Origin of the sequence: Pseudomonas sp. TAA207 (assembly GCF_001529285.1) — a bacterium.
GTDB lineage: Bacteria > Pseudomonadota > Gammaproteobacteria > Pseudomonadales > Pseudomonadaceae > Aquipseudomonas > Aquipseudomonas weihenstephanensis.
Genome location: NZ_LLWJ01000070.1, coordinates 208,833 through 233,646 on the forward strand (window position 1 = coordinate 208,833; position 24,814 = coordinate 233,646).

A 24,814-nucleotide genomic window follows, 5' to 3' on the forward strand; every position below is an offset into this window, starting at 1 on the left:
AGGTGCAATACAGCCCTCCATGCTCATATGCTGTGTCATCACGTTGGAGTGATCAGCATCATCCAATTTACGATGAAAAATCAGCCAACTGTGCAGGTGCGGAGTCGTCTGCGTGGGATGGCTCCCCGCTGCCGCGGAAAGCTTTCTAGCACCCTGATCGTCGGTCATCACAGCTAAACCACGACTCATTGCAAATGCGATAGAGGACAACTCCCCCTTTCCAAGACGCCTAAGGTTTTCCAATCTGCTCATGGCTTGAAGATCATCAAGACATGCAAGCATGTACCGGGAACTGACCCTTTTCACGCGCGTCAATTAGTCGACGCTGTAGCTCTCGGCTAGCGTTGGTTGGTGACGTTCTGGGCTTCACTAGACACTCGTAGTTTACGAATTCGGTGACGCAGAAGTGGCATTGCGCTGCCAGCGCAGCGCGGTACAGGGTGCTAGACGAGAGAACATTCCACACCGAACAGGTGTCTGTCACATTGATCAAATGAAAGCGGGATGGGTCAATGGCCATTGCGCGATCTTCCATAAAGGCTGAGCAGCTCTTGAAGGCCTCCCAAGTCACTAAGCAAGGCTTCAGCCAATCGACCTTGAGTGATGATGCCACGGCTCTGAGCGTCTAGGCACAGCGCGACGTAGCTGTCAGATAACCCCTTTTCCAGTAACTTAGCCTTTCGCTCACGCTGTTGCGTCGTCAATTGGGCCGGCAATTCTGGGTCAATCTTCAGTTCACGAGGAACGCGGTACGACTTTATCCTCTGGAATGCTTGCTCGCTAATTAAGCCCTCGGACTTCAGACCTATGCCCAAGGCAACGCAGCTGACTCGCAACTCATGAGCCCAATACTGGGTATTTTCCTGTGTCCATTGCTCAGGGTTGGGCAGCTGTCGGAGGATTTCTGAAGGCATCAGATACCGGGAGGCAAAGGTGTTTGCTCTCACTTCGACTAGGTCAGCCTTAGTCGTACGGGAGTAGGTAATACTGGGGCCACCCTGCGCATCGAAAAGAGCGTGAGAAAATTCATGCGCAGCGCTAAACCGCTGCCGGTATACGTCTTCGCTGTAGTTGACCAGAATGCACTTCCCAGCCGTGGGGTGAGCCAGGAAAAGCCCCGAAATGTTAGAGTTACCAAGCTTTCTACGGAACACATGCACTCCGGTTTGGCGAATCTCCTGATACACATCCCGAGGCACGGCGTTTGTGGGGTGCTGATTGAAAAGGCGAAAGGCTTCAGCCGCTCGGATTCCATCATTCTTAAAATTCCCAGAAGCCTGCGGCAGCGGAAATTCGAGCTTCATAGCCTTCAACTCACTCATCAGGAAGTCCTCTGTTTCGCAGAGGTACAGGAATTCTTGGACGGCTCTACGATCCTCCTTGATGAACTCAGCTCCGTGCCTGCGGTACAGGATTTCGGTCTGCTCAAAGGGGGCGAGCGGCTCGTTCGAGATGAAGAATTTGAAGTTGCAGTGGTAGAGATCGGCCAGGATAAGCACTTCATCACCCGTAGGCGCCTGAGAGCCGGCTTCAACTGACTGCAGGCGCTCAAGGGGGATGTGGGTGACCGCACACACTTCTTCCTCGCTCATCGCAAGCTGCTTGCGATACCGAGACAGCTTTGAACCTAAAGCTGTTAGATTCATTGCTACACCCACTCTCCTGATCGGGAAGGCCTGATCCTAAATGCATCTGGCACAGTCTGGCTATAGCACCCAGCCGAAAACCATAGAGGAGTTAGGGAAGCTCCGAACAAGTCAGCACAGGTCAGATGGCCTGTGCTGACTTCATCGGAATTCCTAAAAGGGGAATACCATGAGCATCACAAAACAGCGCCTTGTCATTATCGGTGATTCGTCGAGGATGGGATTGGCCTTGGCGAGGTGGTTCAGGAAGGGGGAGGTCGTGCTTTGCGGTCGGAGCTCGTGCAAGCTGGAAACTGCGGTGTCCACCCTGGCCGAGTAGGGAAGCGCTGCGAGCTACTAGGCGTTCCACGCCGGTGTCAGCCAGGACGTGATCAATTCTTCCATCGCGATCGGCACCTACGATCATCTCGTCGTGACCGCTGCAGACCTGACCTTCGCACCGTTGGCCCAACTCAACACCAACGACATTCAACGCATGCTTAACTCGAAGTTCTGGGGCCTGTAAACGCCGCGAATTACTGCCTGAACTTCATCAACCGCAAAGGCTCGGTCACCTACTTCTCTGGCCTCGCGGCTTATCGTCCAGCCGTTGACACTACCACTGTCGCGGCGTTGCATGCGGGTCTTGAAGGCTTCTCGATGGCTCTGGCGTTGGAGGTCAAACCGCTGCGCGTCAATGTGATCTCCCTAGGTGTTGTTGATACTCCGACCTAGAACGTCTTGTCGGAGCAGGATCGTGCTGGTCTGTTCGCTCAGGTGGGGTCGGGGCTGCCGGGCTGACAGGTAGGGCGTGCTGATAATCTCGCTGATGCTGTCCTCTCGCTGGTCGAGAGCGAGTTCATCAATGCGACTGTGTTGCACGTGGATGGCGGCGGTCGTATCGCCTGACGGTATTGGTATGAAGTGTCTAGGGCTGGCCTGAAGCAATGTATGGCCGGCCCTTTTCGATTCAGCACGATCCATGTCTGGAAAATCGACTTTTCGTAGGGGAGGAGGCTGGGCTGATCGCAGGTTGAGCTTTTTCGAGGGTTCAGGCATCGGTATGCAGTGTTGTGCGGCACCCAATGGGCATGGGTGTACGAGTCATCACGTTTGTGAGTGAGGTCGTTTCAGAATTTCTAGGGAAGGAGAGGGAGTTTCGAGGGATTCAAAGTACTAGGCAGAAAGCCTGGAAGTGCTCTAGATCAAAGAATGTGGAGCGGGTAGAGGGAATCGAACCCTCACCGATTGCTTGGGAAGCAATAGTTGTACCATTCAACTATACCCGCACGTATTGCTAGTAAAGCTCGCTCACAAAAGCGGTTGTCCAGTAAGAACCCTCGTTATCAGCTTGGGAAGCTGGAGTAATGCCATTATACGACACCCGCTCAGAGCGGCTGACTTTGTACCAGAACCCGGCCTGTTTGAGAAGTTTTAATTCCAGAAATCGGTGACTTACGCGCTCATGCAACAGGGTGTGTGTGAAGGTTTGCCCTGTATGAATGCAGATACAGCCATCGGTTGCAAAAAGTTGAGCAGGGCGTTTTTACAGTGTTGGCTGGCGCTGGCGTGCTCCATGTCCAGAAAATGCCCGGTGTTTTGTACGGCAATGAACTGGCTGTTCGCAATAGCGTGTGCAAAGTGGCGCGCATCACTGGCGGCGGTGTATTCGTCCCAGGCGCCATTGATGAACAGCACAGGGATTGCAATACCATAGGCGTCACCCAGGGTGTTCAGGCCGCCAGCGCTCAGCAGTTGTTCGATGTGAAAGTGCATTTGTGCGTATTCGTGATCGGCAAGGTTGCTGATATGGCGAAAGTTGAAGCGTTTGAACAGGTGCGGCAAGTGTTTGCCCAGTGTGTCATTCACCAGGTTGCCGAGCAGCGTTCGGTTGCCCGCAGCCAGGCCCTGGCGACCGCGTTCCAGGTAGTCGTACATCGCATGGTTCACGCGGGGTGAGAACGAGCTGATGACGGCTTTTTCGATGCGTCGGGGCGTGTTGGCCAGCGCCGTAAGGGCGACCAGCCCGCCCCATGAAAACGACAGCAAAAATCGGGCATCAAAGTGCTCGATCAATTCGAGCAGCACCTGCGCTTCAAGCTCATTGGTCAGCAGCGTTTGATGGCGGTTGTGCTGTTTTGACTGGCCCGCATACGGCTGGTCGTACAGGACGACATTCAGCGCGGGGTGCAGGTTTTTTAAGGTTTTGGCAAATGACGCGGTGGTGGCCATCGACCCGTTGACCAGGATGATCGTGCTTTGAGCCGTTTCACTGCGATACAACTCAGTGTGAATTCGATACTGACCTTGAATGTCGAGCACAGCGATTTCAGGCGTCATGGCGGCATACTCCAGCGAGCCGAGTGTCGGTTAGCCTGACGATGAACCTCGAATGTGACAGTCGATGGTGGCGGTGCCAACGGTGCGATAGACGGCCCAACGTTTAAAACAAGGCGATTTCTTGCGGGCTGAGCGCTCGATACTCACCGGGTGCCAGCCCTTCATCGAGTATCAATGCTCCAATGCTTTCGCGGTGCAGGCGCAGCACTTTGTTATTGAAGTAACCAAACATGCGTTTGACCTGATGGTAGCGGCCTTCAACGATGCTCAACCGGGCGCTGTGCGCACTGAGCACATGCAGCTCAGCGGGCAGGGTAGTGAGGTCTTCGTAGGCGAAGTAAATGCCTTGTTTGAACGTGGCTGCATATGCGCTGCTGATCGTTTGTTCCGTTTCGACGTAATACACCTTGGGCAGCTTGGTTTCTGGCTGGGTCACGTGGCGTGACCAGTGGCCATCGTTGGTAATGAGCATCAACCCGCTGGTGTTGAAATCCAGTCGCCCGGCAAGGTGCAGGTCTTCCTTGTCCGGCTCGTTCAATAGATCGAGCACCGTTGGGTGTTCCGGGTCGTGGGTGGCGCTGACGCAGCCGGGTGGTTTGTGCAGCATGAAGTACCGCGCCGCTTTACCGGCTTGCAGGGTCTGCCCGTCGAGTTCGATGCGATTGAACGCACGCACTTCATAATGCGGGTCGCTGATGATCTGCCCATCCACCTGAATGCGCTTTTCGATCAGCAACAGGCGAACTTGCTGGCGGTTCAATTGCGGCAGGTTGCTCAGTAAACGGTCTAAACGCATAGCCTTCGATCACATGAAAGTCAGGAGCGCATCTTAACGGCTGACGCCTGCATTCGATGCAGCAAGTTGCTTGAGCACCCCGGCGCAGCGCGGGCAAAGGCACGTCGCATTGCGCAGTTCGGGAGCTAGCGCCTCAATGACATTGGGGTCAATCGTGACCTCAAAGCACCAGCACGGGCTGGCGGATGGCTCATCGTTACCGACCATCGCGCATTGGTTGCTGGCGCCGCAGGCAGGGCACAGGCTGGGTGTCGACATGGGAGGGCCATAACGCGTAGGGTTCAGGCCGATCTTTATACAACATTTAAGCCGTAACCATGATGTGCGGCGACCACACGTCCCTGATTGCATTGACAAGCCAGACGCGCTTTTTTAGTGTCCGCACCCTAGTTTTTCGAGTAATAGCCATGACGCTGGACGACCGTATAAAAATCGAACCCCACTGGAAGCAGGCATTGCGTGAGGAGTTCGAAAAACCCTACATGGGCGATCTGCGTGAGTTCCTGCGCCAGGAGCACGCGGCGGGCAAAGAGATCTACCCGCCTGGCCCACTGATTTTCAACGCGTTGAACTCGACCCCGCTTGATCAGGTCAAGGTGGTCATTTTGGGACAGGACCCCTATCACGGTCCCGGTCAGGCGCACGGATTGTGTTTTTCGGTGCAACCCGGCGTGCCCGCACCACCGTCGCTGGTCAACATTTATAAAGAACTCAAGCGCGACTTGAATATCGACATCGCCCCGCACGGCTGTTTGCAGTCATGGGCGCAGCAGGGGGTTTTGCTGCTTAACACGACCATGACGGTGGAGCGCGCCAATGCCGCCTCCCATGCCAAAAAAGGCTGGGAACACTTCACCGACCGGATTATTCAGGTGGTAAGTGAGCAACAGCCCAAACTGGTGTTTTTGTTGTGGGGCGCCCATGCCCAGAGCAAACAGAAACTGATCGATGCCACCAAACATCTGGTGCTGACGTCGGTGCACCCGTCGCCGCTTTCCGCCTATCGCGGATTTATCGGCAACGGGCACTTCAGCCGCACCAACAAGTTTCTTGAGCAAAACGGCCTGACGCCTATTGATTGGAAGTTGCCTGACGCTTGAGGCAGGGCAGCACGCCTTCAGGCTTTAAGTCGCACCCAGTATTGGTAGAGGGGTTCGGCGAGAAACAATACAAACAGCAAACGCATGACTTGCAGCGCCGTGACCAACGGCACGGACAGCTGCAACACTTCGGCGGTGAGGCTCATCTCCGCGATCCCGCCCGGCATCATGCCCAGTGTCATGGAGCGCAGGTCCAGCTGGGTGAGGGCACTTAAACCCACGGCGCAGGCACTGGCGATCAGCATTGTCAGCGCTGTACCGAGCAGCGTGCGCCCGATGAACGACGGTGCGCGCCGAAAGAACGCGCGATTGAAGTGACAACCCAGACCACTGCCGATCAGCCATTGGCCTGCCTGACTACTGCCTTCGGGCAAGCCGGTGTGCAAGTCGAACAGGATACTGACGCTGGCGCTGATCAGCAGTGGTCCGAACAACCACGGGTTGGGCTGACGCAAGCGTTGCCACAGCCAGGCCAGCAAGGCGCCCGCCGGAAACAGCACGGCCAGCCAAAAAACATCAACCGGGGCGGGGTGCAAGGCCGGTGTGCCGCCACCCAACATGTATTTGAACGCGGCGGGCACACACAGCACCACGGCCAGCACCCGCAGACTCTGGCCCGCAGCCACTCGGCTCAGCACCGCACCGTTGCGTGCGCCAAGGTTGACCATTTCGCCAGAACCGCCTGGCATGCTGGAGAAAAACGCGGTGGCTCGGTCTTCGCCGCTGCGCCGCATGATCCACACGCTGATGATGCTCGACACGCTGGTCAGTAACGCCCCAAAAAAAATCAGCCAGAAGTGCGCGAGCACCTGTTCCATCACCACGGGTGTGAAATGCAGACCGATACCAATGCCGACAATCCATTGCCCGCACTTTCGGCCGCCCGGGATCTCGGCCAGTTGCCACGGGCTAAGGCAGCGCACCAGGATGATTGCCAACAACGACCCGACCATCCACGGCAGGGGCCAGCCGATCAGGCTGGCGAGGTAACCGCCGGCCAGACCGACCAGCGGTGTTGCCCACCACTGCTTGAACCTGGCCTCAGGCATTGGCCAGTGCACGACGTTGAGCACTGCGTTTGCGCCAGATGCGCACAATCGGCAGCAGCAACATGAGGCTGGTCAACACCCACACCCCCAACGTGATAGGGCTGGACCACAGAATGTCCAGCGCACCGTTGGAAATCGACAGCGCACGGCGCAGGTTCTGCTCCATCAGGCCACCCAGAATGAAGCCCAGCAGCACCGGCGACAGCGGGAAGTCGAGCTTGCGCAGGATGTAACCGAAGATGCCAATGCCGATCATCAGGAACAGGTCGAAGGTGGTGGCATGCACCGCATACACACCAATGGCGGTAATGATCGCGATCACCGGCACCAGCGCCCAGTTCGGCACGGCAAGAATGCGGGTGAAGATGCGGATCATCGGAATGTTGAGGATCACCAGCATGATGTTGGCGATGAACAACGACGCAATCAGGCCCCAGACGATGTCGGGCTGTTGTTGAAACAACAGGGGGCCGGGCGTGATGTTGTACAGCGACAACGCACCGATCATCACGGCGGTGGTGCCCGAACCCGGTACACCCAGCGTCAGCATTGGCACCAGAGCGCCACAGGCCGACGCACCAATCGCGGTTTCAGGGGCCGCCAGTCCGCGCATGTCGCCTTCACCGAATTTACCCGTGGTGCCCGCCAGACGCTTTTCGGTCATGTAGGCCACGGCGCTGGCCAATGTCGCGCCCGCACCGGGCAGCACGCCCATGATGAAACCGAGCAGGCCGCAGCGAATATTCACGGCAAATACCGCTGCCGCTTCTTTGACGTTGAACATCATGCGGCCCGTGGCCTTGACCGCCTCCTGGCCGCGATGGGTTTTTTCCAGCAGCAAGAGAATCTCGCTGATGGAGAACAACCCCAACACCAGCACGACGAACTGAATGCCGTCAGTCAGGTGGATGTTATCGCCGGTAAAACGGTACACACCGCTGTTGGCGTCGATCCCCACGCACGACAAAAACAAGCCGATCAGTGCGGCGATAAAGGTTTTGAGCGGTCGATCACCTGCCATACCGCCCAGGCACACGATCGCAAACACCATCAACACGAAATACTCGGCGGGTCCGAAGGCGATCGCCCATTTGGCCAGCAGCGGCGCAAACAGCACCATGCCGCAGGTGGCGATAAAAGCGCCGATAAACGAACTCCAGGCCGACAGCGACAGCGCCACACCTGCCAACCCTTTGCGGGCCATCGGATAACCGTCCAGAGTGGTCATTACGGTAGACGCTTCGCCGGGAATGTTCAGCAGGATCGAGCTGATCCGCCCGCCGTACTCACAACCCAGGTACACCGCGGCCAGCAAAATCAGCGCGGATTCGGGTGGCAGCCCCAGCGCAAAGGCAATCGGAATCAGCAACGCGACCCCGTTGATCGGGCCCAACCCCGGCAGCAACCCCACCACGGTGCCGATCAACGTGCCGCACAGTGCCGTGATCAGGTTGTACGGGCTGAGCGCGACGCCGAAGCCCTGGCCCAGATAGCCAAAAGTATCCATATCAGTTCTCCAGAACGTCGAGCAGGCCGAGGGGCAGCGGAACATCCATCGCTTTATCGAACAACAGATAAAGCCCCACGCTCATCAAGCTGATGATCACCACGCTGGGCAGCCAGCGCCCGCCGTACAGGCGTGCCATCGGGATGCCAATCAGGATGCTGCTGAGGATGAAACCCAGCGGTTCAAAGGTGCCGGCAAAGATCAGCAACAGCACGACGCAGACGCCGATCTTGATCAGGGTGTCGCGGTCCAGTTGCGGGTCGTCTTCGCTGTGCACCACCGGGGTTGGGCGAACGATCATGTAGATCAGGCCCAGCCCCATCAGGCCCAGCATCAGCAGCGGAAAGGCGCGCGGGCCGACGGGTTCGTACGAAAAAGCCGCCTGATACGGCCAGGCCATCAGCGCCAGGCCGACGCAGGCCAATAGCAGCACTGAGGCAAAAATGCGTTGTAAGAGCATGGTTCACTCCTGCGCTGCGCTGCGGGTGTGCAGCGCAGCTCTTTGGCAGTGGCGGTTACTGGATCAGGCCGAACTCTTTGGCCAGCACTTTGTAGTCGCTCACCTGCTGTTTGACGTAGGTATCCAGCTCGGGGCCGGTCATGGCGAACGGAAAGAGTTCGCGCTGATCGCGCAAGGTGGCGAACTCTTCAGAGGCCAACAGTGTGTCGAAGGCGTTTTTCCACCACGCGTAGTCTTCGTCGCTGACTTTTGGCCCCAGATAGAAACCGCGCACCACAGGCCACACGATGTCGTAGCCCTGCTCTTTGGCGGTCGGGATGTTTTTCATCTCCGGTTCGTCCAGGCGCTCTTTGGAGAACACGGCGAGGATGCGCATATCACCGCTTTGGATGTGCGGCATGGAGTCGGAAATATCCGTACTACCCACTTGAATGTGCCCGCCCAACAACGCCGTGGCGATTTCACCACCGCCTTCGAGCGCGACGTAGCGCAAGTCACGCGGGTTGATCCCGGCGGCTTTGGCGATAAGCGCAGTTTGCATCCAGTCCTGGCTGCCGACGGTACCGCCGGAGCCGATGACCACTTTGCTCGGGTCTGCTTTGAGGGCCTTAACCAGATCGTCGAGGTTCTTGTACGGCGAGTCGCTTTTCACGGCAATCGCGCCGTAGCTGGTGCCGACGGCTGCAAGCCAGCGCACGGCGCCCTCATCAAAACGCCCAAATTTGCCTTGGGCCAAATTGAGCAACGAGCCACTGGACCACGCTACCAGCGTGCCTGCATCGCCGGGTCGTTGGGCAACCACGGCGTTGTAAGCCACCGCGCCCACGCCGCCCGGCATGTAGGTGACGCGCATGGGTTTGCTGAGCAGTTTTTCGTTCACCAGCGCGCTTTGCGCCAGCTTGCAGGTCAAGTCAAAACCGCCACCGGGGGAGGCTGGGGCAATGCACTCCGGGCGTTTGGGTTCGGCGATGGAGGGGCCAGCGAACAACAGGCAGCTGGCAGCAAGAGCAACGGCGCGCAGTGATGGATTCATGTTGTCTCCAGGGGAGTTGTTGTTTTTAGAAGAAGGGCGGTGCCCTATCGCACGAGCAGCCGGATTTGACCGACGCGCACGCTAAACGCGGGGCGACAGAGCCTGTGAATCAGGCCCATGACTGTGCCGATCGAGGTGAATTGGCAAATACGAAGTAAACGGACAGGCCAGGTGGCCCGAGACTGTAAAGCCGGCATGAAGAGGTGCTCCATTATTGTTCTTATTGGCGAAAACGCTTCGAGGCGTTTTTCGGGTCGCTACGGCATTCAGGGCGCAGGTAGTTGTAACTGCCCATTTCAAGATCCTAGTGGGCGAACCTTTCGCCAACCTTTCAACCGCCTTTCATCCCGTTTCATCCTTTTTCTGACTTCACAGCCTTGCAGGCGTCTGTACACTCCGCGCAAAGAAACGCAGGGCCTGATGCTGTTCAGCCGTACTTAAAAGAGGCGGCACGTGGGCAGGTCCCAATAAAAATAATGAGGATGATCCCATGCGCGTGCTTTTGGTCGAAGACCAGCCACAGCTGGCCGACAGTGTTGCTCAAGCGTTGAAAAGTACCGGTTTGACGGTGGATGTTTTGCACGATGGTGTGGCGGCCGATTTGGCGCTGGCCAGCGAAGAATATGCCGTGGTGATTCTGGATGTAGGGTTGCCACGCATGGATGGTTTCGAGGTGCTTGCCCGTTTGCGCGCGCGCGGTAAAACCCTTCCCGTGTTGATGCTGACCGCGCGCAGCGACGTCAAGGACCGCGTGCACGGGCTTAATTTAGGGGCGGATGATTATCTGGCCAAACCCTTTGAGCTGACTGAGCTTGAGGCACGGGTCAAGGCGTTGCTGCGCCGCAGCGTATTGGGCGGCGAGCGTCAGCAGCGGTGTGGCGCGCTGGTCTACGACCTTGAGACGCGGCGCTTCACGCTGGGCGATGAGCTTGTGACCCTGACGTCGCGCGAGCAGGCAGTGCTGGAGGCGCTGATTGCGCGTCCCGGGCGGGTCATGAGCAAGGAGCAATTGGCCGCCCAGGTGTTTGGCCTGGATGAAGAGGCCAGCCCCGACGCGATTGAAATCTATGTGCATCGGCTGCGTAAAAAACTGGATGCCCAGAAAGTCGCGATTGTGACCTTCCGTGGCCTGGGTTACTTGCTGGAAAGCCGTGATGCGTAAACTCGACAGCTTGCGCTGGCGACTGCTGTGGCACCTGACGTTGCTGTTGGTGGTGTTGATGCTGGCGAGCAGTTTGAGTGCCTACTTCAATGGCCGCGAAGCCGCTGACACCGCCTATGATCGAACGCTGCTGGCGTCTGCGCGCACCATTGCGGCGGGGCTGTCGCAGCGCGATGGCAGCCTGAGTGCGGACGTGCCTTACGTTGCACTCGATACGTTTGCCTACGACAGTGCGGGACGTATCTATTACCAGGTCAACGATATTCATCAGCGCCTTATCTCCGGCTACGAGCATTTGCCCGGCCCCCCGCCGGGTACTTTACGCACAGATGATTACCCGGCGCTGGCGCGTTTTTATGACGCTCAATATTTGGGGCAGAACGTGCGCGTGGTCAGCTTGCTCAAGGCGGTGAGCGAGCCCAACATGAACGGCATGGCCGAGATCCGGGTGGCTGAAACCGATGAGGCGCGCGTATCGATGGCGCGCAGCCTGATGGCCGACACCTTGTTGCGCCTGGGCATGCTGGGGCTGGGCGCTTTGCTGGTGGTGTGGTTTGCGGTCAGTGCGGCGTTGCGGCCACTGGAGCGTTTGCGCACCGCCGTGGAGGAGCGCGAGCCGGATGATTTGCGGCCCTTGCCACGGGTCCCGGTGCAGCGCGAGTTGTGGCCGCTGGTACAAGCCCTCAATCATTTCACTGAGCGTCTGCGCGGTCAGTTTGAGCGTCAGGCGCAATTCATCGCCGATGCATCCCATGAGTTACGGACACCGTTGGCCGTGCTCAAGGCTCAGTTGGAGTTGGGCTTGCGTGCCCATGAGCCGGATACGTGGCGCAGCACCTTGGCGCAGGCGGTGCAAGGCACGGATCGGCTCACGCATTTGGCCAATCAATTACTGTCGCTGGCGCGTATTGAGAACGGGGCGCGGGCGATTGCAGAAGGGGGTGCGCAATTACTGGACCTCAGTCAACTGGCACGCGAACTGGGCATGGCGATGGCGCCGTTGGCCCATGCGCGTGGCGTGGCGTTGGCACTTGAGGCCGAACACCCGGTGTGGATGCACGGTGAGCCGACATTGCTCAATGAGTTACTCAGCAACCTGATGGACAACGCATTGGCCCACACCCCGGTCGGCGGCAATGTGATATTGCGCGTCATTGAGCCGGCGGTGCTGGAAGTTGAAGACGATGGGCCGGGCATTCCCTATGAAGACCGCGAGCGCGTATTTGAGCGGTTTTATCGCCGCAACCCGATGGTTGCAGGCTCGGGGCTGGGGTTGGCGATTGTGGGGGAGATCTGTCGCGCACATGTGGCGCAGATCACCCTGCACGATGGCGCGCAGGGTGGGCTGAAAGTGCGGGTCAGTTTTGTGCCTGCGACGGTGGCGCGCGGTGACGTCAGATAAACATGCTGCGGGCGGTGTTCAATTCATCGTGCAGCTTGGTGCTCATGGCATCCAGGCCCAGTTTCTTGAAGGCGGGCAATGCGTTCAGTTCAACCTTGGCAATGGCGCAATGGCTATTTTGATGGGTGAACACCGTAGCGATTTGCACCAGATCAATGTAATCGAGGCTGTCTGAATTGCGCATGAAGTCCAGGTACTGGCCGGGTAGCTTGACCAGCATTTCAGGGAATTCCCACACGCTGAGCAGTTTGTCGCCGATCAAGGGGTGGATGTTTTCGATGACGTGATTGAGCGACACCGGGTCCGAGAGCAGTTCGTTGTGCTCTTCGGCGTAGGTCAGAATCGGCAGCACCCCAATTTGATGAACCAGACCGCCCAGTGCAGCCTGATCCGGTTTCAGTTGGGTGTAGCGTCTGCACAAGGCATAACAGATGCCGGCGATTTCCAGGCTTTGACGCCACACCTCGCGCATTTTCTGTTCGACCACGTCAGAGCGTGCATGGAAGATTTGCTCCATGACCAGCCCGATGGCCAGGTTGCTGCTGTAATTGACCCCCAGGCGCGTAATGGCTGTGTGCAGGTCGGTGACTTCCTGAGTGGCGCGCAACAGCGGACTGTTGACCACTTTAATCAGGCGGGCAGACAGCGCGGTGTCACGGCCAATGACTTTGCTTAAATGACTGACACTGATATCAGGGTTTTCAGCGGCCTTGCGGATGTTCAAGGCTACTTCGGGTAGCGTGGGCAGAACCAGGTCATCTTTATCAATAGCCTGAATCAAATCCTTTTGGACTTTATGCGCCAACGTGCTCATTTCTGTTCTCTGGGGGTTTCAAGGTACGGCAATTAGCGCTGGATCTCGCGATCACGGTCCAGTTGATAGGGCAGGTCCATCAGCGACAGTGCAGGCCCTTGTAAATCACCGACATGCACATCGCCTGACTGCGCCGCTTCGGCTTGCAGAACGGCCAGTAATTCAACACCGTGTTCGCTACGGGCGCCGATCACCACTTCGCCAATGGCGCTGCTATGAGTGGGGGCAAACAGCGGAGTTCCCGGTAATGGCACCTCATTGCCTGTAAGCGACAGGCGGTAGAGGTGGCGTTTGAGCTTGCCCAGATACTGCATGCGCGCAACGATCTCCTGACCCGTGTAGCAACCTTTTTTGAAGCTCACACCGCCCACTGCCTGCAGGTTGATCATTTGCGGGATAAACAGCTCGCGGGTTTGCGCCATGACTTGGCCGATACCGGCGCGGATCTGGCCCAGTAGCCAATCATTAAGCTCGGCTTGAGGCAACTGAGCCTCCAGTTGGCGAGTCAGGGTGTGCGCCTGATCGGCAGGCGCCCACAGTTCGGCACGGCCTTCAGAGGCGCGAACCGCGATCAAGTCGTTGGCGCGCGCTACGCTGTCGGTGTCGGCAGGCAGGTGCAGGCCCAGGCTCTCAAGTACGTGGTCGGCCTGTACCAGGCCAAAACGCACCCAGTTAGCGCTGTCATCGGTAAGCGTGGACTTTGAAAACACGGCGTACTTTTTCAGGTCGGCCAATTGTGGCTCTACCAGTTCGCGGGCCATCGCCAGCAAGCAGCCGTCGGGCTGAAGGACGATGCGGAAACTTGATTGCATCCGGCCTTTTTGCGTGCAGCGGGCGCCGAGGCTTGCGCGCGTGTCGCTCAAGTAATTGAGGTTGCAGGTCAACTGCCCCTGTAAAAACTTGCTCGCGTCATTGCCGCGAACAGCAAGCACGCCTTCGTGCGTCAGGGTGCAGAAAAAAGCAGAGTCGGCCATGGTTCATCGCAGGTCAAAAAGTCTGGGACACATCATAGAGGTGCGTTCTGCAAATGGATAGTTCGCGTAGGACCGGTGGAGGCCGACCAAAGCCGACTGGTCTCTGGCAGAACGGCCTGTATACTTGCGCACTATTTGAGGAGCGCTCCATGGTCGAAGATGTTGAACTCAATCGTCTCTACTGGCACAGCCGCCGCGGCATGCTTGAACTGGACGTGCTGTTGGTGCCTTTCGTCAAAGAGGTATACGCCACGCTGAACGACGTAGACCGCGAGTGCTATCGCAAGCTGCTTGAGTGCGAAGACCAGGACATGTTCGGCTGGTTTATGGAGCGCAGCGAGTCCGAAGACCCGGAGTTGCAGCGCATGGTTCGCATGATCCTGGATCGTGTCCAGCCCAAGTAATTTTTTCGAATGCCGCTGGCGTGCTTCCGGGCACTTGCTGGCGGCGTATCTTGCAGCCCAGACACTGGCGCTGATCGCAATCTGCCTTCTTTCAATCCCTGCCTGGGTTCAAGTGCTGGGGGCTTTTGTGTGTCTGAGCCACGGGTTTTGGGTGTGGCCACGGCATATCCGCCTGACCCATCCCACGGCGATTAGCGGCTTGCGGCGTAATGCTGAGGGTTGGCAGTTGTGGAGTCGTGCCAACGGTTGGCAGGCTGTTCAACTGCGTCGCGACAGTATCGCGTTACCTGCGTTGGTGATTGTGCGTTTTAGTCTGCGAGGCGAGCGTTGGGTGCGTGCAGCTTGCATACCCTGCGACGCGCTGGCGCCCGATCAGCACCGGCGCCTGCGCGTGCGGCTCAAGTTCAGTCGGCGTAGGTGGCTGGCACCAGAATAGTGTCCAGTGCCTCGGGCAGCATGTGCGGGTAGTCGAGTGTGTAATGCAGGCCGCGCGACTCCTTTCTGGCCATCGCGCTGCGGATCATCAGTTCGGCCACTTGCGCCAGGTTGCGCAACTCGATCAAGTCACGGCTGACTTTATAGTTGCTGTAGAACTCGTCAATTTCATCCAGCAATAGCCGAACCCGGTGCTGTGCCCGTTGCAGGCGCTTGTTGGTGCGCACGATACCCACGTAGTCCCACATGAAGCGCCGCAGCTCATCCCAGTTGTGGGCGATGATCACGTCTTCGTCCGAATCGGTCACCTGGCTCGCATCCCAACTGGGTAAGGCCACTGGAATGGCGATGTGCTGCAATTGAGCCAAAATGTCAGTGGCAGCTGCGCGGCCATACACGAAACACTCCAGCAAGGAGTTGCTGGCCATGCGATTGGCGCCGTGCAGGCCGGTGAAACTGGTCTCGCCGATGGCATATAGGCCGGGTACATCGGTGCGCCCATGCGCGTCGACCATGACCCCGCCGCAGGTGTAATGCGCGGCTGGCACCACGGGGATGGGCTGGCGGGTGATGTCGATGGAAAACTCAAGGCAGCGCTCATACACCGTCGGGAAATGGGTCTTGATGAACGTTTCGGATTTATGGCTGATGTCCAGGTACACGCAATCAATGCCCAGACGCTTCATTTCGTGGTCGATGGCCCGGGCCACAATATCGCGCGGGGCCAATTCGCCGCGCGGGTCAAAGCGCTGCATGAAGCGCTCGCCGTTTGGCAGCTTTAAATGTGCCCCTTCGCCACGCAGGGCTTCGGTGATCAAAAAGCTTTTGGCTTGCGGGTGATACAGGCAGGTGGGGTGGAACTGGTTGAATTCCAGGTTCGCAACGCGACAGCCCGAGCGCCACGCCATCGCAATGCCGTCACCGCAGGCGCCGTCCGGATTGCTGGTATAGAGGTAGACCTTGGCGGCGCCGCCGGTGGCCAGAATCGTAAAGCGCGAGCCGAAAGTGTCTACCTCACCTGTGGCGCGATTGAGCACATAGGCCCCCAGGCAGCGATCACCGTCCAGCCCCAGCCTGCGCTCGGTAATCAGATCAACGGCCACCCGTTGTTCAAGCAATTCAATGTTGGGGCGTTGGCGAGCCTGTTCGAGCAGGGTTTTGAAAATCGCGGCCCCCGTTGCGTCGGCCGCGTGGATGATGCGCCGGTGGCTGTGCCCGCCTTCGCGGGTGAGGTGGAACTCAAAGCCCGGGTGCTGCGGGTCGACGGCTTCATCGCGGGTGAAGGGTACGCCTTGATCGATCAGCCACTGAATGGCCTCGCGACTGTGCTCGACAGTGAAACGCACGGCATCTTCATGGCACAGGCCACCGCCGGCGTTGAGGGTGTCTTCAACGTGGGACTGCACCGTGTCGGTGTCATCGAGCACGGCGGCAACACCGCCTTGTGCCCAGAACGTCGAGCCGTTGGCCAGATCGCCCTTGCTCAGAACTGCAATGCGCATGTGGCCGGGCAAGGTAAGTGCCAGGCTCAAACCGGCAGCACCGCTGCCAATCACCAGCACATCATGTTGAAAATGTTGGCTCATTCTTCTGACATCCGCAAAAAAGCGCCCACTAGTATATAGAGGGGGGGATCGGCACAATAGCCGGGCCTTTATGGCATTGTGAAACTACAGCGGGCACGAAGTGTGCCTCACTCGCAGGCGGTCTGTATGCCGGTATGCAGAATAATTTGCCGGTACAGGCCGGGTTCAAGCGTGTGCAGAGGCTCGCGCGTGGGGCTGTGGCGCAATGAATGGCAACTCGCTCGGATTAATTGAACTTTTCGTATAGGCCAATGTTCCATAGAGGGTTGCCCATCATGAAGGGGGACAGCGTTGGCTTTAACGCCGGCGGGCTTGAGATATGGCCTGCAGCAGGTAAATTCGACGACAAGATTATTGACGCAGCCGGCAAGGCCGAGCTGCGTTTTCGTGCGCGCCAAATCCGAGTGCGCAGGAAACTTACCAGGGGGGAGAGAACTTTTGCGTAAAGCCCGAGTCTATGTTTGCAAGCCTGATCAATTAGCACAGCAATCTCCCTCTCGGTCTTATGAGGAGTATTCATGCTAACCCAGGAAGAGGATCAGCAGCTGGTCGAGCGCGTACAGCGTGGCGACAAGCGTGCATTCGATCTGCTAGTGCTGAAATACCAGCACAAAATTCTCGGGTTGATCGTGCGGTTTGTGCACGACACCCATGAAGCCCAAGACGTTGCACAAGAAGCCTTCATCAAGGCTTACCGGGCACTCGGTAATTTTCGCGGAGACAGCGCCTTTTATACATGGCTGTACCGCATCGCCATTAACACGGCTAAAAATTACCTGGTGTCACGGGGGCGACGTCCGCCAGACAGTGATGTGAGTTCTGAAGATGCTGAGTTTTACGATGGTGACCACGGTCTGAAAGATCTGGAATCGCCGGAGCGTGCTTTGCTCCGCGATGAGATCGAAGGTACCGTTCATCGCACGATTCAGCTGTTACCAGAAGATCTACGAACGGCGTTAACTTTACGTGAGTTTGATGGTCTGAGTTACGAGGACATTGCGAGCGTCATGCAATGCCCGGTGGGTACCGTGCGCTCCCGGATTTTCCGCGCCCGGGAAGCCATTGATAAAGCCCTGCAACCTTTGTTGCAGGAAACCTGAGACAGCGGCGACAGCCAAGAGAGGAACCGCCATGAGTCGTGAAGCCCTGCAGGAATCGCTGTCCGCGGTGATGGATAACGAAGCGGACGAACTGGAACTACGTCGGGTATTGAATGCCTTTGACGATTCGCACACCCGTGACACCTGGTCTCGTTACCAAGTGGCACGTGCTGCGATGCACAAGGATTTGATGATTCCACGCCTGGACATCGCATCTGCTGTATCGGCTGCATTGGCCGAGGAACAAACCCCGGTCAAAGTGGCCTCCAGCCCCTGGAAAAGCATTGGGCGTCTGGCAGTTGCAGCGTCGGTGACAGTCGCTGTGTTGGCCGGTGTAAGGCTCTACAACCAGGATGACATCGTCGGTGCACAGCTTGCTCAGCAAGGTACTCAGCCGAGCATGACCGCGCCGATGGTTAAAGGCCCTGCCGTACTGGCCAACTACAAAGAGAGTGCTGACCAGGCTCCGGGCCCTATGGCCAACGGTGTTCTGCAAGGTCAGTCAGGTTGGCAGGATCAACGTTTGCCGGGTTACCTGCGTCAGCATGCCCAGCAAGCTGCGATGAAAAGCACTGAGGGTGTTCTTCCTTACGCTCGAGCCGCCAGTCTGGAAAACCGTTAAGGCCATCATGCGCGTCCTACCTCTGTTACCGCTTTTGCTCAGTGGCTGGTTTGCAGTGCCAGCCCATGCCGATGAAGCTCAGGATTGGCTCAAACGCCTCGGGCAAGCGGAGCAGCAGCAAAGCTATCAAGGCACCTTCGTTTATGAACGCAACGGTAGTTTTTCTACCCACAGCATCTGGCACCTCGTGCAGGATGGGAACGTTCGTGAACGACTGCTGCAACTCGATGGCCCTGCTCAAGAGGTTGTCCGCGCCGATGGGCGCACCCTCTGTGTCACTGGCCAGCTGGTTTCGGGGCTACGCGGTACATCGGCAGCGTCGGTCAGAACGCTGGAGACCGAAAAACTCAGCAACTGGTACGCAGTGACCAAAACCGGAGATTCACGCGTAGCGGGTCGCCGGGCGGTGATTATTTCCCTGACGCCGCGTGATCAGCACCGTTACGGCGTTGAGTTGTATCTGGATCGCGACACCGGTTTGCCGCTTAAATCATTGCTGCTCAATGATAAGGCGCAACTGCTGGAGCGTTTTCAGTTCACTGAGCTGGACACTCAAACGCCTGACAGTGCACTGCTCAAACCCAGTGGACAGTGTCAGTCGGTTTCGCTCCAGCCGCCTGTCGAACAAACCGGCGCAGTGACTCACGCCTGGCATTCAGACTGGCTGCCTCCGGGGTTTGAACTGGTCAACAGCACGGTCAATCGAGACCCTAAGACCAAGTCCGAAGTCACCAGCCTGTTGTATGACGACGGTCTAGCCCGCTTTTCAGTCTTTCTGGAGCCGCTCAATGGCGCCTCTGCACCTGACACGCGAGTTCAACTGGGCCCTACAGCTGCCGTTTCAAGGCACCTGACAACCAATGACGGCGATATGCTGGCTACCGTGGTGGGCGAGATTCCAATCGGCACTGCAGAACGCATTGCGCTTTCCATGCGTACCGGTAAAGCCGAGCCGCAGGTCAAGCCTTAGTGGTGTGCCGACATGTCTGGTGAAGATTTTCATTTGCCAAACGTTTTATATTTTTCTATAGGTCAGAGCCCTAAAGGCTCTGGCCTTGTTTGTTTGTGGGTGTCCAAAAATACGGTCTATGCTTTGGGCTTGGTTTTTGGATGCCAGCCGCTTAACTCTGCTTGCTATTAACGGGAGCTGTATGTCGATGCCTCGATTGAAACCTTACTTACCCATTCTTGCGGCCGTGATGATGCTCGGGCAGGCAGTTCCGGCCTTGGCGGATGCGCCGTTGGTGCAGTTGCCCGACTTCACGCAGTTGGTTGAACAAGCCTCCCCGGCGGTGGTGAACATCAGCACCACGCAAAAATTACCTGAGCGCCGTGTGTCAAGCATGGGGCAAATGCCCGACCTGGAAGGGCTGCCGCCCGGTTTGCGGGACTTTTTCGAGCGCAGCATGCCGCAAGCACCACGCAGCGGCGGCGGGCGTCAGCGCGAAGCTCAATCGCTGGGTTCGGGTTTTATCATTTCGCCTGATGGCTATGTCCTGACCAACAACCACGTCGTGGCGGATGCAGATGAAATCATCGTGCGTCTCTCAGACCGCAGCGAAATGAAAGCCAAGCTGGTTGGCACCGATCCACGCTCTGACGTGGCGCTGCTGAAAATCGAAGGCAAAAACCTGCCAGTTCTGAAACTGGGCAAGTCGCAAGACCTCAAAGCGGGGCAGTGGGTGGTTGCAATCGGTTCACCGTTCGGTTTTGACCATACCGTGACCCAAGGCATCATCAGCGCCATCGGCCGCAGCCTGCCGAACGAAAGCTACGTGCCTTTTATCCAGACTGACGTGCCGATCAACCCGGGTAACTCCGGCGGCCCGCTGTTCAACCTGGCCGGTGAGGTTGTGGGTATCAACTCGCAAATCTACACCCGCTCCGGTGGTTTCATGGGCGTGTCGTTTGCCATCCCTATCGACGTAGCGATGGACGTGTCCAACCAGCTTAAAAACGGTGGCAAAGTCAGCCGTGGCTGGTTGGGTGTGGTGATTCAAGAGGTCAACAAAGACCTGGCTGAATCCTTCGGTCTGGACAAGCCAGCCGGTGCGTTGGTGGCTCAAGTGCTCGATGACGGCCCGGCAGCCAAAGGCGGCCTGCAAGTGGGTGACGTGATCCTGAGCATGAATGGCCAGCCAATTGTGATGTCTGCCGACCTGCCGCATCTGGTGGGTGCTCTCAAGGCGGGCAGCAAGGCAAGCCTTGAAGTGGTGCGTGACGGCAAGCGTAAAACCTTGGACCTGACCGTGGGCGCGATTCCTGACGAAGGCAAAGAGATGGACTCGCCGAGCGGTGCCGAGCGCAGCAGCAACCGTCTGGGTGTTTCTGTGGTGGACCTGAGCGAGGAACAGAAGAAAGCCAACGACATCAAGGGTGGCGTGATCATCAAGGATGTTCAGGACGGCCCTGCGGCCCTGATCGGCCTGCAACCAGGTGATGTCATTACACACTTGAACAACCAGGCGATTACCGATGCCAAACAGTTCACTGACATTGCCAAGGCGCTGCCAAAAAACCGTTCGGTGTCGATGCGCGTGCTGCGTCAAGGTCGTGCCAGCTTTATTACCTTCAAACTGGCGGAGTAACGCTGGTATAGGCAATACGTTGAGGTAATGAGAAAGCCCGTATCGAGTGATACGGGCTTTTTTGTACGGCTTATTTTTTCTTCTGTTTGGGGACTCTGACCAATTGGCTGTTGGAGTACATGTCATGCCAGGTGCGCTTTTGTTTATCGAAGAGCGACCAGACAAAGCCCAGACCGAAACACAGCCATGAACCAATCGATACGATAAAACGCAGCAACGCTTGCCACAGGCTGATTGCCGTACCGTCCGCGTTCTGTACGCGCACCCCCCATACCTGCATGCCCAGAGTTTGACCTGAGTGGGTCCAGAACTTGGCAAAGAAGCCGAACAGCACAAAAAACAGCAGGGTGGACAACAGCGGGTCGCCGTCCAGTGCGCCGGACTCCGAGAGTGCGCGCATTTTGGCTTCACCGATAAAGCCCATCAAAATCAGTTTGTAAATAAAGGTGGTGACGATCATCAGTGCTGTGCACAACAAGAAATCGTAGAACATGGCTGCCAGGCGGCGCCCCAGGCCAGCGGCTGGAAACGCGCCTTGAGGGCTTAGTGGTTGTTTCGACATGGCAGGGTCTCGTGAAGGAAAAAAGCCATCTTACGGAATTGCGCCCATAAAAAAGCCTCTGATGTCACCATCAGAGGCTTTTCACTGCAATAAAGCTTAGGCTTCGGCTTGTACTTCGTCAGCCTGCATGCCTTTTTGGCCTTGTACGGCGACGAAAGTCACTTTTTGGCCTTCTTTCAGGCTTTTGAAACCGTTGCCCTGGATGGCACGGAAGTGCACGAATAGATCCGCACCGCTTTCAGGGGTAATAAAGCCAAACCCTTTCTCATCGTTAAACCACTTGACGGTACCGCTTTGACGTTGGGACATTTCTTAATTCCTTGACGCTAACAATTAATGACAGTCTCTTTGCTATGAAAGAGAACTGGTGCTGGGTTGCAGGAAAGTAAGAGACGCCGAACGGGTGTAGCAAACTTAGAGCTACTGCCCAGGTCACGATTCCAGCGACCCATGCAAACACAGTGCGCAAACTCTACGACAACCAAGGTTGTAAAAACAAGCCCTGCCAATACGCCGTCTGTCCCTGTGTTTTAAAGGATGTAACGTCGATTTAAGCCGCGTTTTTTGGAGAGGCATGTTCAATTGTGTTCGTGTTCTTTTCGATACTTTCACGCTCGAAAAGTGCGGACTGTTTTGTGGCAGTTGCATGACACTTAAGTGTCGTGAACATGCAACTGTGTTTCAAACCAGGCGTCTTTACCCTCTGTAATAACGTTGCGCAACAAACGGCAGTTTCGACACTTTCATGGGTACACGTTTACCGCGAACGATTGCCCATACGTCGGTATCGAGGGGTGTATAGGCCGTGTCTAGATAACCCATTGCCAAAGGCGCACCCAGGGTTGGACCGAAACCGCCACTACAGATACTGCCGATCACGTTGCCGTCCGCGTTTACAACCTCGGCCCCCTCACGTACCGGCGTGCGCTCCTGGGGCAGCAGGCCGACCCGTTTACGAGCAACGCCGCTTTGCTGTTGGGCAAACACCGTTTCAGCGCCGGGGAACCCGCCCGCCCGCGGCCCGTCTGCCCGACGAGCTTTAGAAATGGCCCATAACAGGCTGGCTTCAATCGGCGTGGTTTTCTCGTTCATGTCATGCCCATACAGGCACAGACCCGCTTCCAGGCGCAGCGAGTCGCGCGCGCCCAAGCCAATCGCTTCCACCTCAGGTTGAGCCAGCAGGTGACGTGCCAGAGCCTCTGCGTGCTCTGCCGGCACCGAGATCTCAAAGCCATCTTCACCGGTGTACCCCGAACGACTCACATAGCACTCCACGCCCAGCAGCGTCACCGGGGCAAACTGCATAAAGGTCATTTTCGCCACTTCCGGCGCCAGGCGTTCAAGTACCTTGACCGCCTCAGGGCCTTGCAAGGCGAGCAGGGCGCGGTCTTCAAACAGCGGCTGAATCTGACAATGGGTACTCAGGTGTTTACGCAAATGCGCCAGGTCCTGCTCTTTGCAGGCCGCGTTTACCACCAGAAACAGTTCATCGTTACCCAGGTTGGCGACCATCAGGTCATCCAGAATGCCGCCTTGTTCGTTGGTGAACATGGCATAACGCTGCATGCCCACTGGCAGGTCGATGATGTCGACCGGCACCAAGGTTTCCAGGGCTTTGGCCGCCTGCGCGCCACTCAGGCGAATTTGCCCCATGTGTGACACATCAAACAGCCCGGCGTGTTCACGGGTGTGCTGATGCTCTTTCATGACACCCAGCGGGTACTGCACGGGCATGTCGTAACCGGCAAACGGCACCATGCGCGCACCCAGTTCCAGGTGCAACGCGTGCAGCGGGGTTTTAAGCAGTTGTTCGGTGGACATTCGTGACTCCTTAAAAATCAGCACTCGATAATGTTGACGGCCAGACCGCCGCGAGCGGTTTCTTTGTATTTGCTTTTCATGTCGGCGCCGGTCTGGCGCATGGTGCGGATCACTTTGTCCAGAGAGACAAAATGCTGCCCATCACCGCGCAACGCCATGCGCACCGCGTTGATCGCTTTGACCGAGCCCATTGCATTGCGCTCGATGCACGGCACCTGCACCAGCCCGCCAATCGGGTCGCAGGTCAGCCCCAAGTTATGTTCCATGCCGATCTCGGCGGCGTTTTCGACTTGTTGCACGCTACCGCCCAGCACCTCGCACAACGCGCCCGCCGCCATTGAGCACGCCACGCCGACCTCGCCCTGGCAACCCACTTCGGCGCCAGAGATGGAGGCGTTTTCTTTGTACAAAATTCCGATGGCCGCAGCCGTCAGCAGAAACCGCACCACGCCGTCTTCATTGGCTCCGCCGATAAAGCGCATGTAGTAATGCAATACGGCCGGAATAATCCCCGCGGCCCCATTGGTGGGCGCTGTTACCACGCGGCCACCGTTGGCGTTTTCTTCATTGACCGCCAACGCGTACAGGTTGACCCAGTCCAGCACTGACAGGGCGTCGCGCAATGAAGCTTCGGGGTTGGCGCAGAGCTGGCGATGCAGGGCCGCGGCACGGCGTTTGACCTTCAGGCCGCCCGGCAGGATGCCTTCATGGCGGCAACCGGCGCTGACGCAATCCTGCATCACTTGCCAGATGTTGAGCAGACCGCTACGGGTCTCGGCTTCCGGGCGCCATGCACTTTCGTTGGCCATCATCACCTGGCTGATCGACAGGTGGTGGGTGACGCAATGGCGCAGCAAGTCCTTGGCGGTCTTGAACGGGTACTTCAGTTCAGTGCTGTCCTCCACGATGCGGTCAGCGCCAGCGGCGCCTTCATCCACCACAAACCCCCCACCGACCGAGTAATACTCGCGGCTGCGGATTTGTATGCCAGCGGCATCGAGGGCACGAAAAATCATGCCATTAGGGTGGTAGGGCAGGGGTTTGCGGATCATTGCCAGGTGCAGCTTTTCATTGAACGCGATGGGGTGTTGGCCCAGCAGGTTTAATTGCCCGCTGCTACGGATCGCGGCCAGACGCTGATCCACGGTTTCGGTGTTGACGGTGTCCGGGTGCTCGCCTTCCAGGCCCAGGAGCACGGCTTTGTCGCTGCCGTGGCCTTTGCCGGTGGCGCCGAGCGAGCCATACAGTTCCACTTTGACGCAGGCGGTTGTGTGCAATAGCTCATCACGCTGTAGACCTTCAACAAACCGTGCGGCGGCCCGCATGGGGCCGACGGTATGAGAGCTTGAAGGACCGATGCCAATTTTGAACAGGTCGAACACGCTTAACGACATGGGGTTCTCCGGTTTCTTATGGGTTATTGGCATTAAATAC

26 protein-coding genes and 1 tRNA gene are annotated in these 24,814 nt (G+C 57.5%); 11 read left to right on the forward strand and 16 right to left on the reverse strand.

Translation table 11 applies throughout. The features are described from left to right. Positions 1-509 precede the first annotated feature (509 nt). Positions 510-1,592, reverse strand: coding sequence for an ImmA/IrrE family metallo-endopeptidase (locus AP059_RS17750; protein ID WP_249043020.1), 1,083 nt, complete (start codon positions 1,590-1,592; stop codon positions 510-512). Between the two features lie 421 nt (positions 1,593-2,013). Between AP059_RS17750 and AP059_RS22520 the strand changes: the two genes are divergently transcribed. Next, the gene (locus tag AP059_RS22520; protein ID WP_016980378.1) at positions 2,014-2,151 is read left to right on the forward strand and encodes a hypothetical protein; all 138 of its coding nucleotides are present in this window, start codon (positions 2,014-2,016) and stop codon (positions 2,149-2,151) included. Between the two features lie 26 nt (positions 2,152-2,177). Then, a complete protein-coding gene (locus tag AP059_RS23100) occupies positions 2,178-2,360 on the forward strand; it encodes a hypothetical protein (RefSeq protein ID WP_371260637.1) in 183 nt (60 codons plus the stop codon). A 480-nt stretch (positions 2,361-2,840) separates the two neighbouring features. Here AP059_RS23100 and AP059_RS17760 read toward each other — a convergent pair. From AP059_RS17760 to AP059_RS17775, 4 genes are all read right to left on the reverse strand, one after another. Further along, positions 2,841-2,914 (reverse strand) — tRNA-Gly (locus tag AP059_RS17760). 166 nt (positions 2,915-3,080) lie between these two features. Next, on the reverse strand, positions 3,081-3,965 hold the full coding sequence (locus AP059_RS17765; RefSeq protein ID WP_059764636.1) for an alpha/beta fold hydrolase: 885 nt from the start codon (positions 3,963-3,965) through the stop codon (positions 3,081-3,083). Between the two features lie 103 nt (positions 3,966-4,068). After that, a complete protein-coding gene (locus AP059_RS17770; RefSeq protein WP_059764638.1) occupies positions 4,069-4,761 on the reverse strand; it encodes a pseudouridine synthase in 693 nt (230 codons plus the stop codon). A gap of 33 nt (positions 4,762-4,794) precedes the next feature. Then, on the reverse strand, positions 4,795-5,019 hold the full coding sequence (locus AP059_RS17775) for a cysteine-rich CWC family protein (RefSeq protein WP_048399960.1): 225 nt from the start codon (positions 5,017-5,019) through the stop codon (positions 4,795-4,797). A gap of 149 nt (positions 5,020-5,168) precedes the next feature. Between AP059_RS17775 and ung the strand changes: the two genes are divergently transcribed. Further along, a complete protein-coding gene (ung, locus tag AP059_RS17780) occupies positions 5,169-5,861 on the forward strand; it encodes a uracil-DNA glycosylase (RefSeq protein WP_059764641.1) in 693 nt (230 codons plus the stop codon). 17 nt (positions 5,862-5,878) lie between these two features. Here ung and AP059_RS17785 read toward each other — a convergent pair whose 3' ends face one another. The 4 genes from AP059_RS17785 to AP059_RS17800 are packed head-to-tail and all read right to left on the reverse strand — an operon-like array spanning position 5,879 to position 9,910. Further along, a complete protein-coding gene (locus AP059_RS17785) occupies positions 5,879-6,910 on the reverse strand; it encodes an AbrB family transcriptional regulator (RefSeq protein WP_059764644.1) in 1,032 nt (343 codons plus the stop codon). After that, a complete protein-coding gene (locus AP059_RS17790) occupies positions 6,903-8,417 on the reverse strand; it encodes a tripartite tricarboxylate transporter permease (RefSeq protein ID WP_059764646.1) in 1,515 nt (504 codons plus the stop codon). Before AP059_RS17790 ends, AP059_RS17785 begins: the two co-directional genes overlap by 8 nt. A 1-nt stretch (position 8,418) precedes the next feature. Further along, on the reverse strand, positions 8,419-8,877 hold the full coding sequence (locus tag AP059_RS17795) for a tripartite tricarboxylate transporter TctB family protein (RefSeq protein ID WP_059764648.1): 459 nt from the start codon (positions 8,875-8,877) through the stop codon (positions 8,419-8,421). A 55-nt stretch (positions 8,878-8,932) separates the two neighbouring features. Beyond that, positions 8,933-9,910 carry a Bug family tripartite tricarboxylate transporter substrate binding protein gene (locus AP059_RS17800; RefSeq protein ID WP_048363399.1) on the reverse strand — a complete coding sequence of 326 codons (978 nt, stop codon included), beginning with the start codon at positions 9,908-9,910 and terminating at the stop codon, positions 8,933-8,935. Positions 9,911-10,400: 490 nt separating this feature from the next. Here AP059_RS17800 and AP059_RS17805 point away from each other — a divergent pair, with 490 nt between their 5' ends. Further along, positions 10,401-11,072: a response regulator gene (locus AP059_RS17805; RefSeq protein WP_059764650.1), complete on the forward strand. Its 672-nt coding sequence runs from the start codon at positions 10,401-10,403 to the stop codon at positions 11,070-11,072. Next, positions 11,065-12,474 (forward strand): sensor histidine kinase, encoded by a 1,410-nt coding sequence (locus AP059_RS17810; RefSeq protein ID WP_059764653.1) that lies wholly within the window; start codon positions 11,065-11,067, stop codon positions 12,472-12,474. Before AP059_RS17805 ends, AP059_RS17810 begins: the two co-directional genes overlap by 8 nt. Here the strand turns inward: AP059_RS17810 and AP059_RS17815 are convergent. Both AP059_RS17815 and ygfZ read right to left on the reverse strand, forming a co-directional pair. Continuing rightward, the gene (locus AP059_RS17815) at positions 12,467-13,288 is read right to left on the reverse strand and encodes an HDOD domain-containing protein (RefSeq protein ID WP_059764655.1); all 822 of its coding nucleotides are present in this window, start codon (positions 13,286-13,288) and stop codon (positions 12,467-12,469) included. The two genes, AP059_RS17810 and AP059_RS17815, sit on opposite strands and share 8 nt — an antisense overlap. Before the next feature lie 32 nt (positions 13,289-13,320). After that, entirely contained in the window at positions 13,321-14,262 is a 942-nt protein-coding gene (ygfZ, locus tag AP059_RS17820) for a CAF17-like 4Fe-4S cluster assembly/insertion protein YgfZ (protein WP_059764657.1), read from the reverse strand. A gap of 149 nt (positions 14,263-14,411) precedes the next feature. Between ygfZ and AP059_RS17825 the strand changes: the two genes are divergently transcribed. Together AP059_RS17825 and AP059_RS17830 are read left to right on the forward strand one after the other, a co-directional pair. After that, positions 14,412-14,666, forward strand: a complete 255-nt coding sequence (locus AP059_RS17825; RefSeq protein WP_048363403.1) for an FAD assembly factor SdhE — start codon at positions 14,412-14,414, stop codon at positions 14,664-14,666. After that, a complete protein-coding gene (locus AP059_RS17830) occupies positions 14,650-15,102 on the forward strand; it encodes a protein YgfX (RefSeq protein WP_059764659.1) in 453 nt (150 codons plus the stop codon). Before AP059_RS17825 ends, AP059_RS17830 begins: the two co-directional genes overlap by 17 nt. On the opposite strand, the gene nadB is transcribed toward AP059_RS17830, so the two are convergent. Then, positions 15,071-16,687, reverse strand: a complete 1,617-nt coding sequence (gene nadB, locus AP059_RS17835; RefSeq protein WP_059764661.1) for an L-aspartate oxidase — start codon at positions 16,685-16,687, stop codon at positions 15,071-15,073. The genes AP059_RS17830 and nadB overlap by 32 nt on opposite strands. Before the next feature lie 518 nt (positions 16,688-17,205). On the opposite strand from nadB, the gene rpoE reads away from it, so the two are divergent. The 4 genes from rpoE to AP059_RS17860 all read left to right on the forward strand — a co-directional run bounded on the left by rpoE (position 17,206) and on the right by AP059_RS17860 (position 20,997). After that, positions 17,206-17,787, forward strand: a complete 582-nt coding sequence (gene rpoE / locus AP059_RS17845; protein WP_047277106.1) for an RNA polymerase sigma factor RpoE — start codon at positions 17,206-17,208, stop codon at positions 17,785-17,787. A 31-nt stretch (positions 17,788-17,818) separates the two neighbouring features. After that, positions 17,819-18,409, forward strand: coding sequence for a sigma-E factor negative regulatory protein (locus AP059_RS17850; RefSeq protein WP_048363406.1), 591 nt, complete (start codon positions 17,819-17,821; stop codon positions 18,407-18,409). Between the two features lie 7 nt (positions 18,410-18,416). Further along, positions 18,417-19,379 carry a MucB/RseB C-terminal domain-containing protein gene (locus tag AP059_RS17855; protein ID WP_059764666.1) on the forward strand — a complete coding sequence of 321 codons (963 nt, stop codon included), beginning with the start codon at positions 18,417-18,419 and terminating at the stop codon, positions 19,377-19,379. A 181-nt stretch (positions 19,380-19,560) separates the two neighbouring features. Then, complete coding sequence (locus AP059_RS17860) at positions 19,561-20,997, forward strand: DegQ family serine endoprotease (RefSeq protein ID WP_059764668.1); 1,437 nt, start codon at positions 19,561-19,563, stop codon at positions 20,995-20,997. 70 nt (positions 20,998-21,067) lie between these two features. On the opposite strand, the gene AP059_RS17865 is transcribed toward AP059_RS17860, so the two are convergent. The 4 genes from AP059_RS17865 to AP059_RS17880 all read right to left on the reverse strand — a co-directional run bounded on the left by AP059_RS17865 (position 21,068) and on the right by AP059_RS17880 (position 24,774). Then, positions 21,068-21,559: an RDD family protein gene (locus AP059_RS17865; RefSeq protein WP_048363409.1), complete on the reverse strand. Its 492-nt coding sequence runs from the start codon at positions 21,557-21,559 to the stop codon at positions 21,068-21,070. A gap of 96 nt (positions 21,560-21,655) precedes the next feature. Then, positions 21,656-21,868, reverse strand: coding sequence for a cold-shock protein (locus AP059_RS17870; RefSeq protein ID WP_048363410.1), 213 nt, complete (start codon positions 21,866-21,868; stop codon positions 21,656-21,658). Between the two features lie 387 nt (positions 21,869-22,255). Next, a complete protein-coding gene (gene gcvT, locus AP059_RS17875) occupies positions 22,256-23,380 on the reverse strand; it encodes a glycine cleavage system aminomethyltransferase GcvT (RefSeq protein ID WP_059764670.1) in 1,125 nt (374 codons plus the stop codon). 17 nt (positions 23,381-23,397) lie between these two features. Further along, the gene (locus tag AP059_RS17880; protein WP_059764672.1) at positions 23,398-24,774 is read right to left on the reverse strand and encodes an L-serine ammonia-lyase; all 1,377 of its coding nucleotides are present in this window, start codon (positions 24,772-24,774) and stop codon (positions 23,398-23,400) included. Positions 24,775-24,814 lie beyond the last annotated feature (40 nt).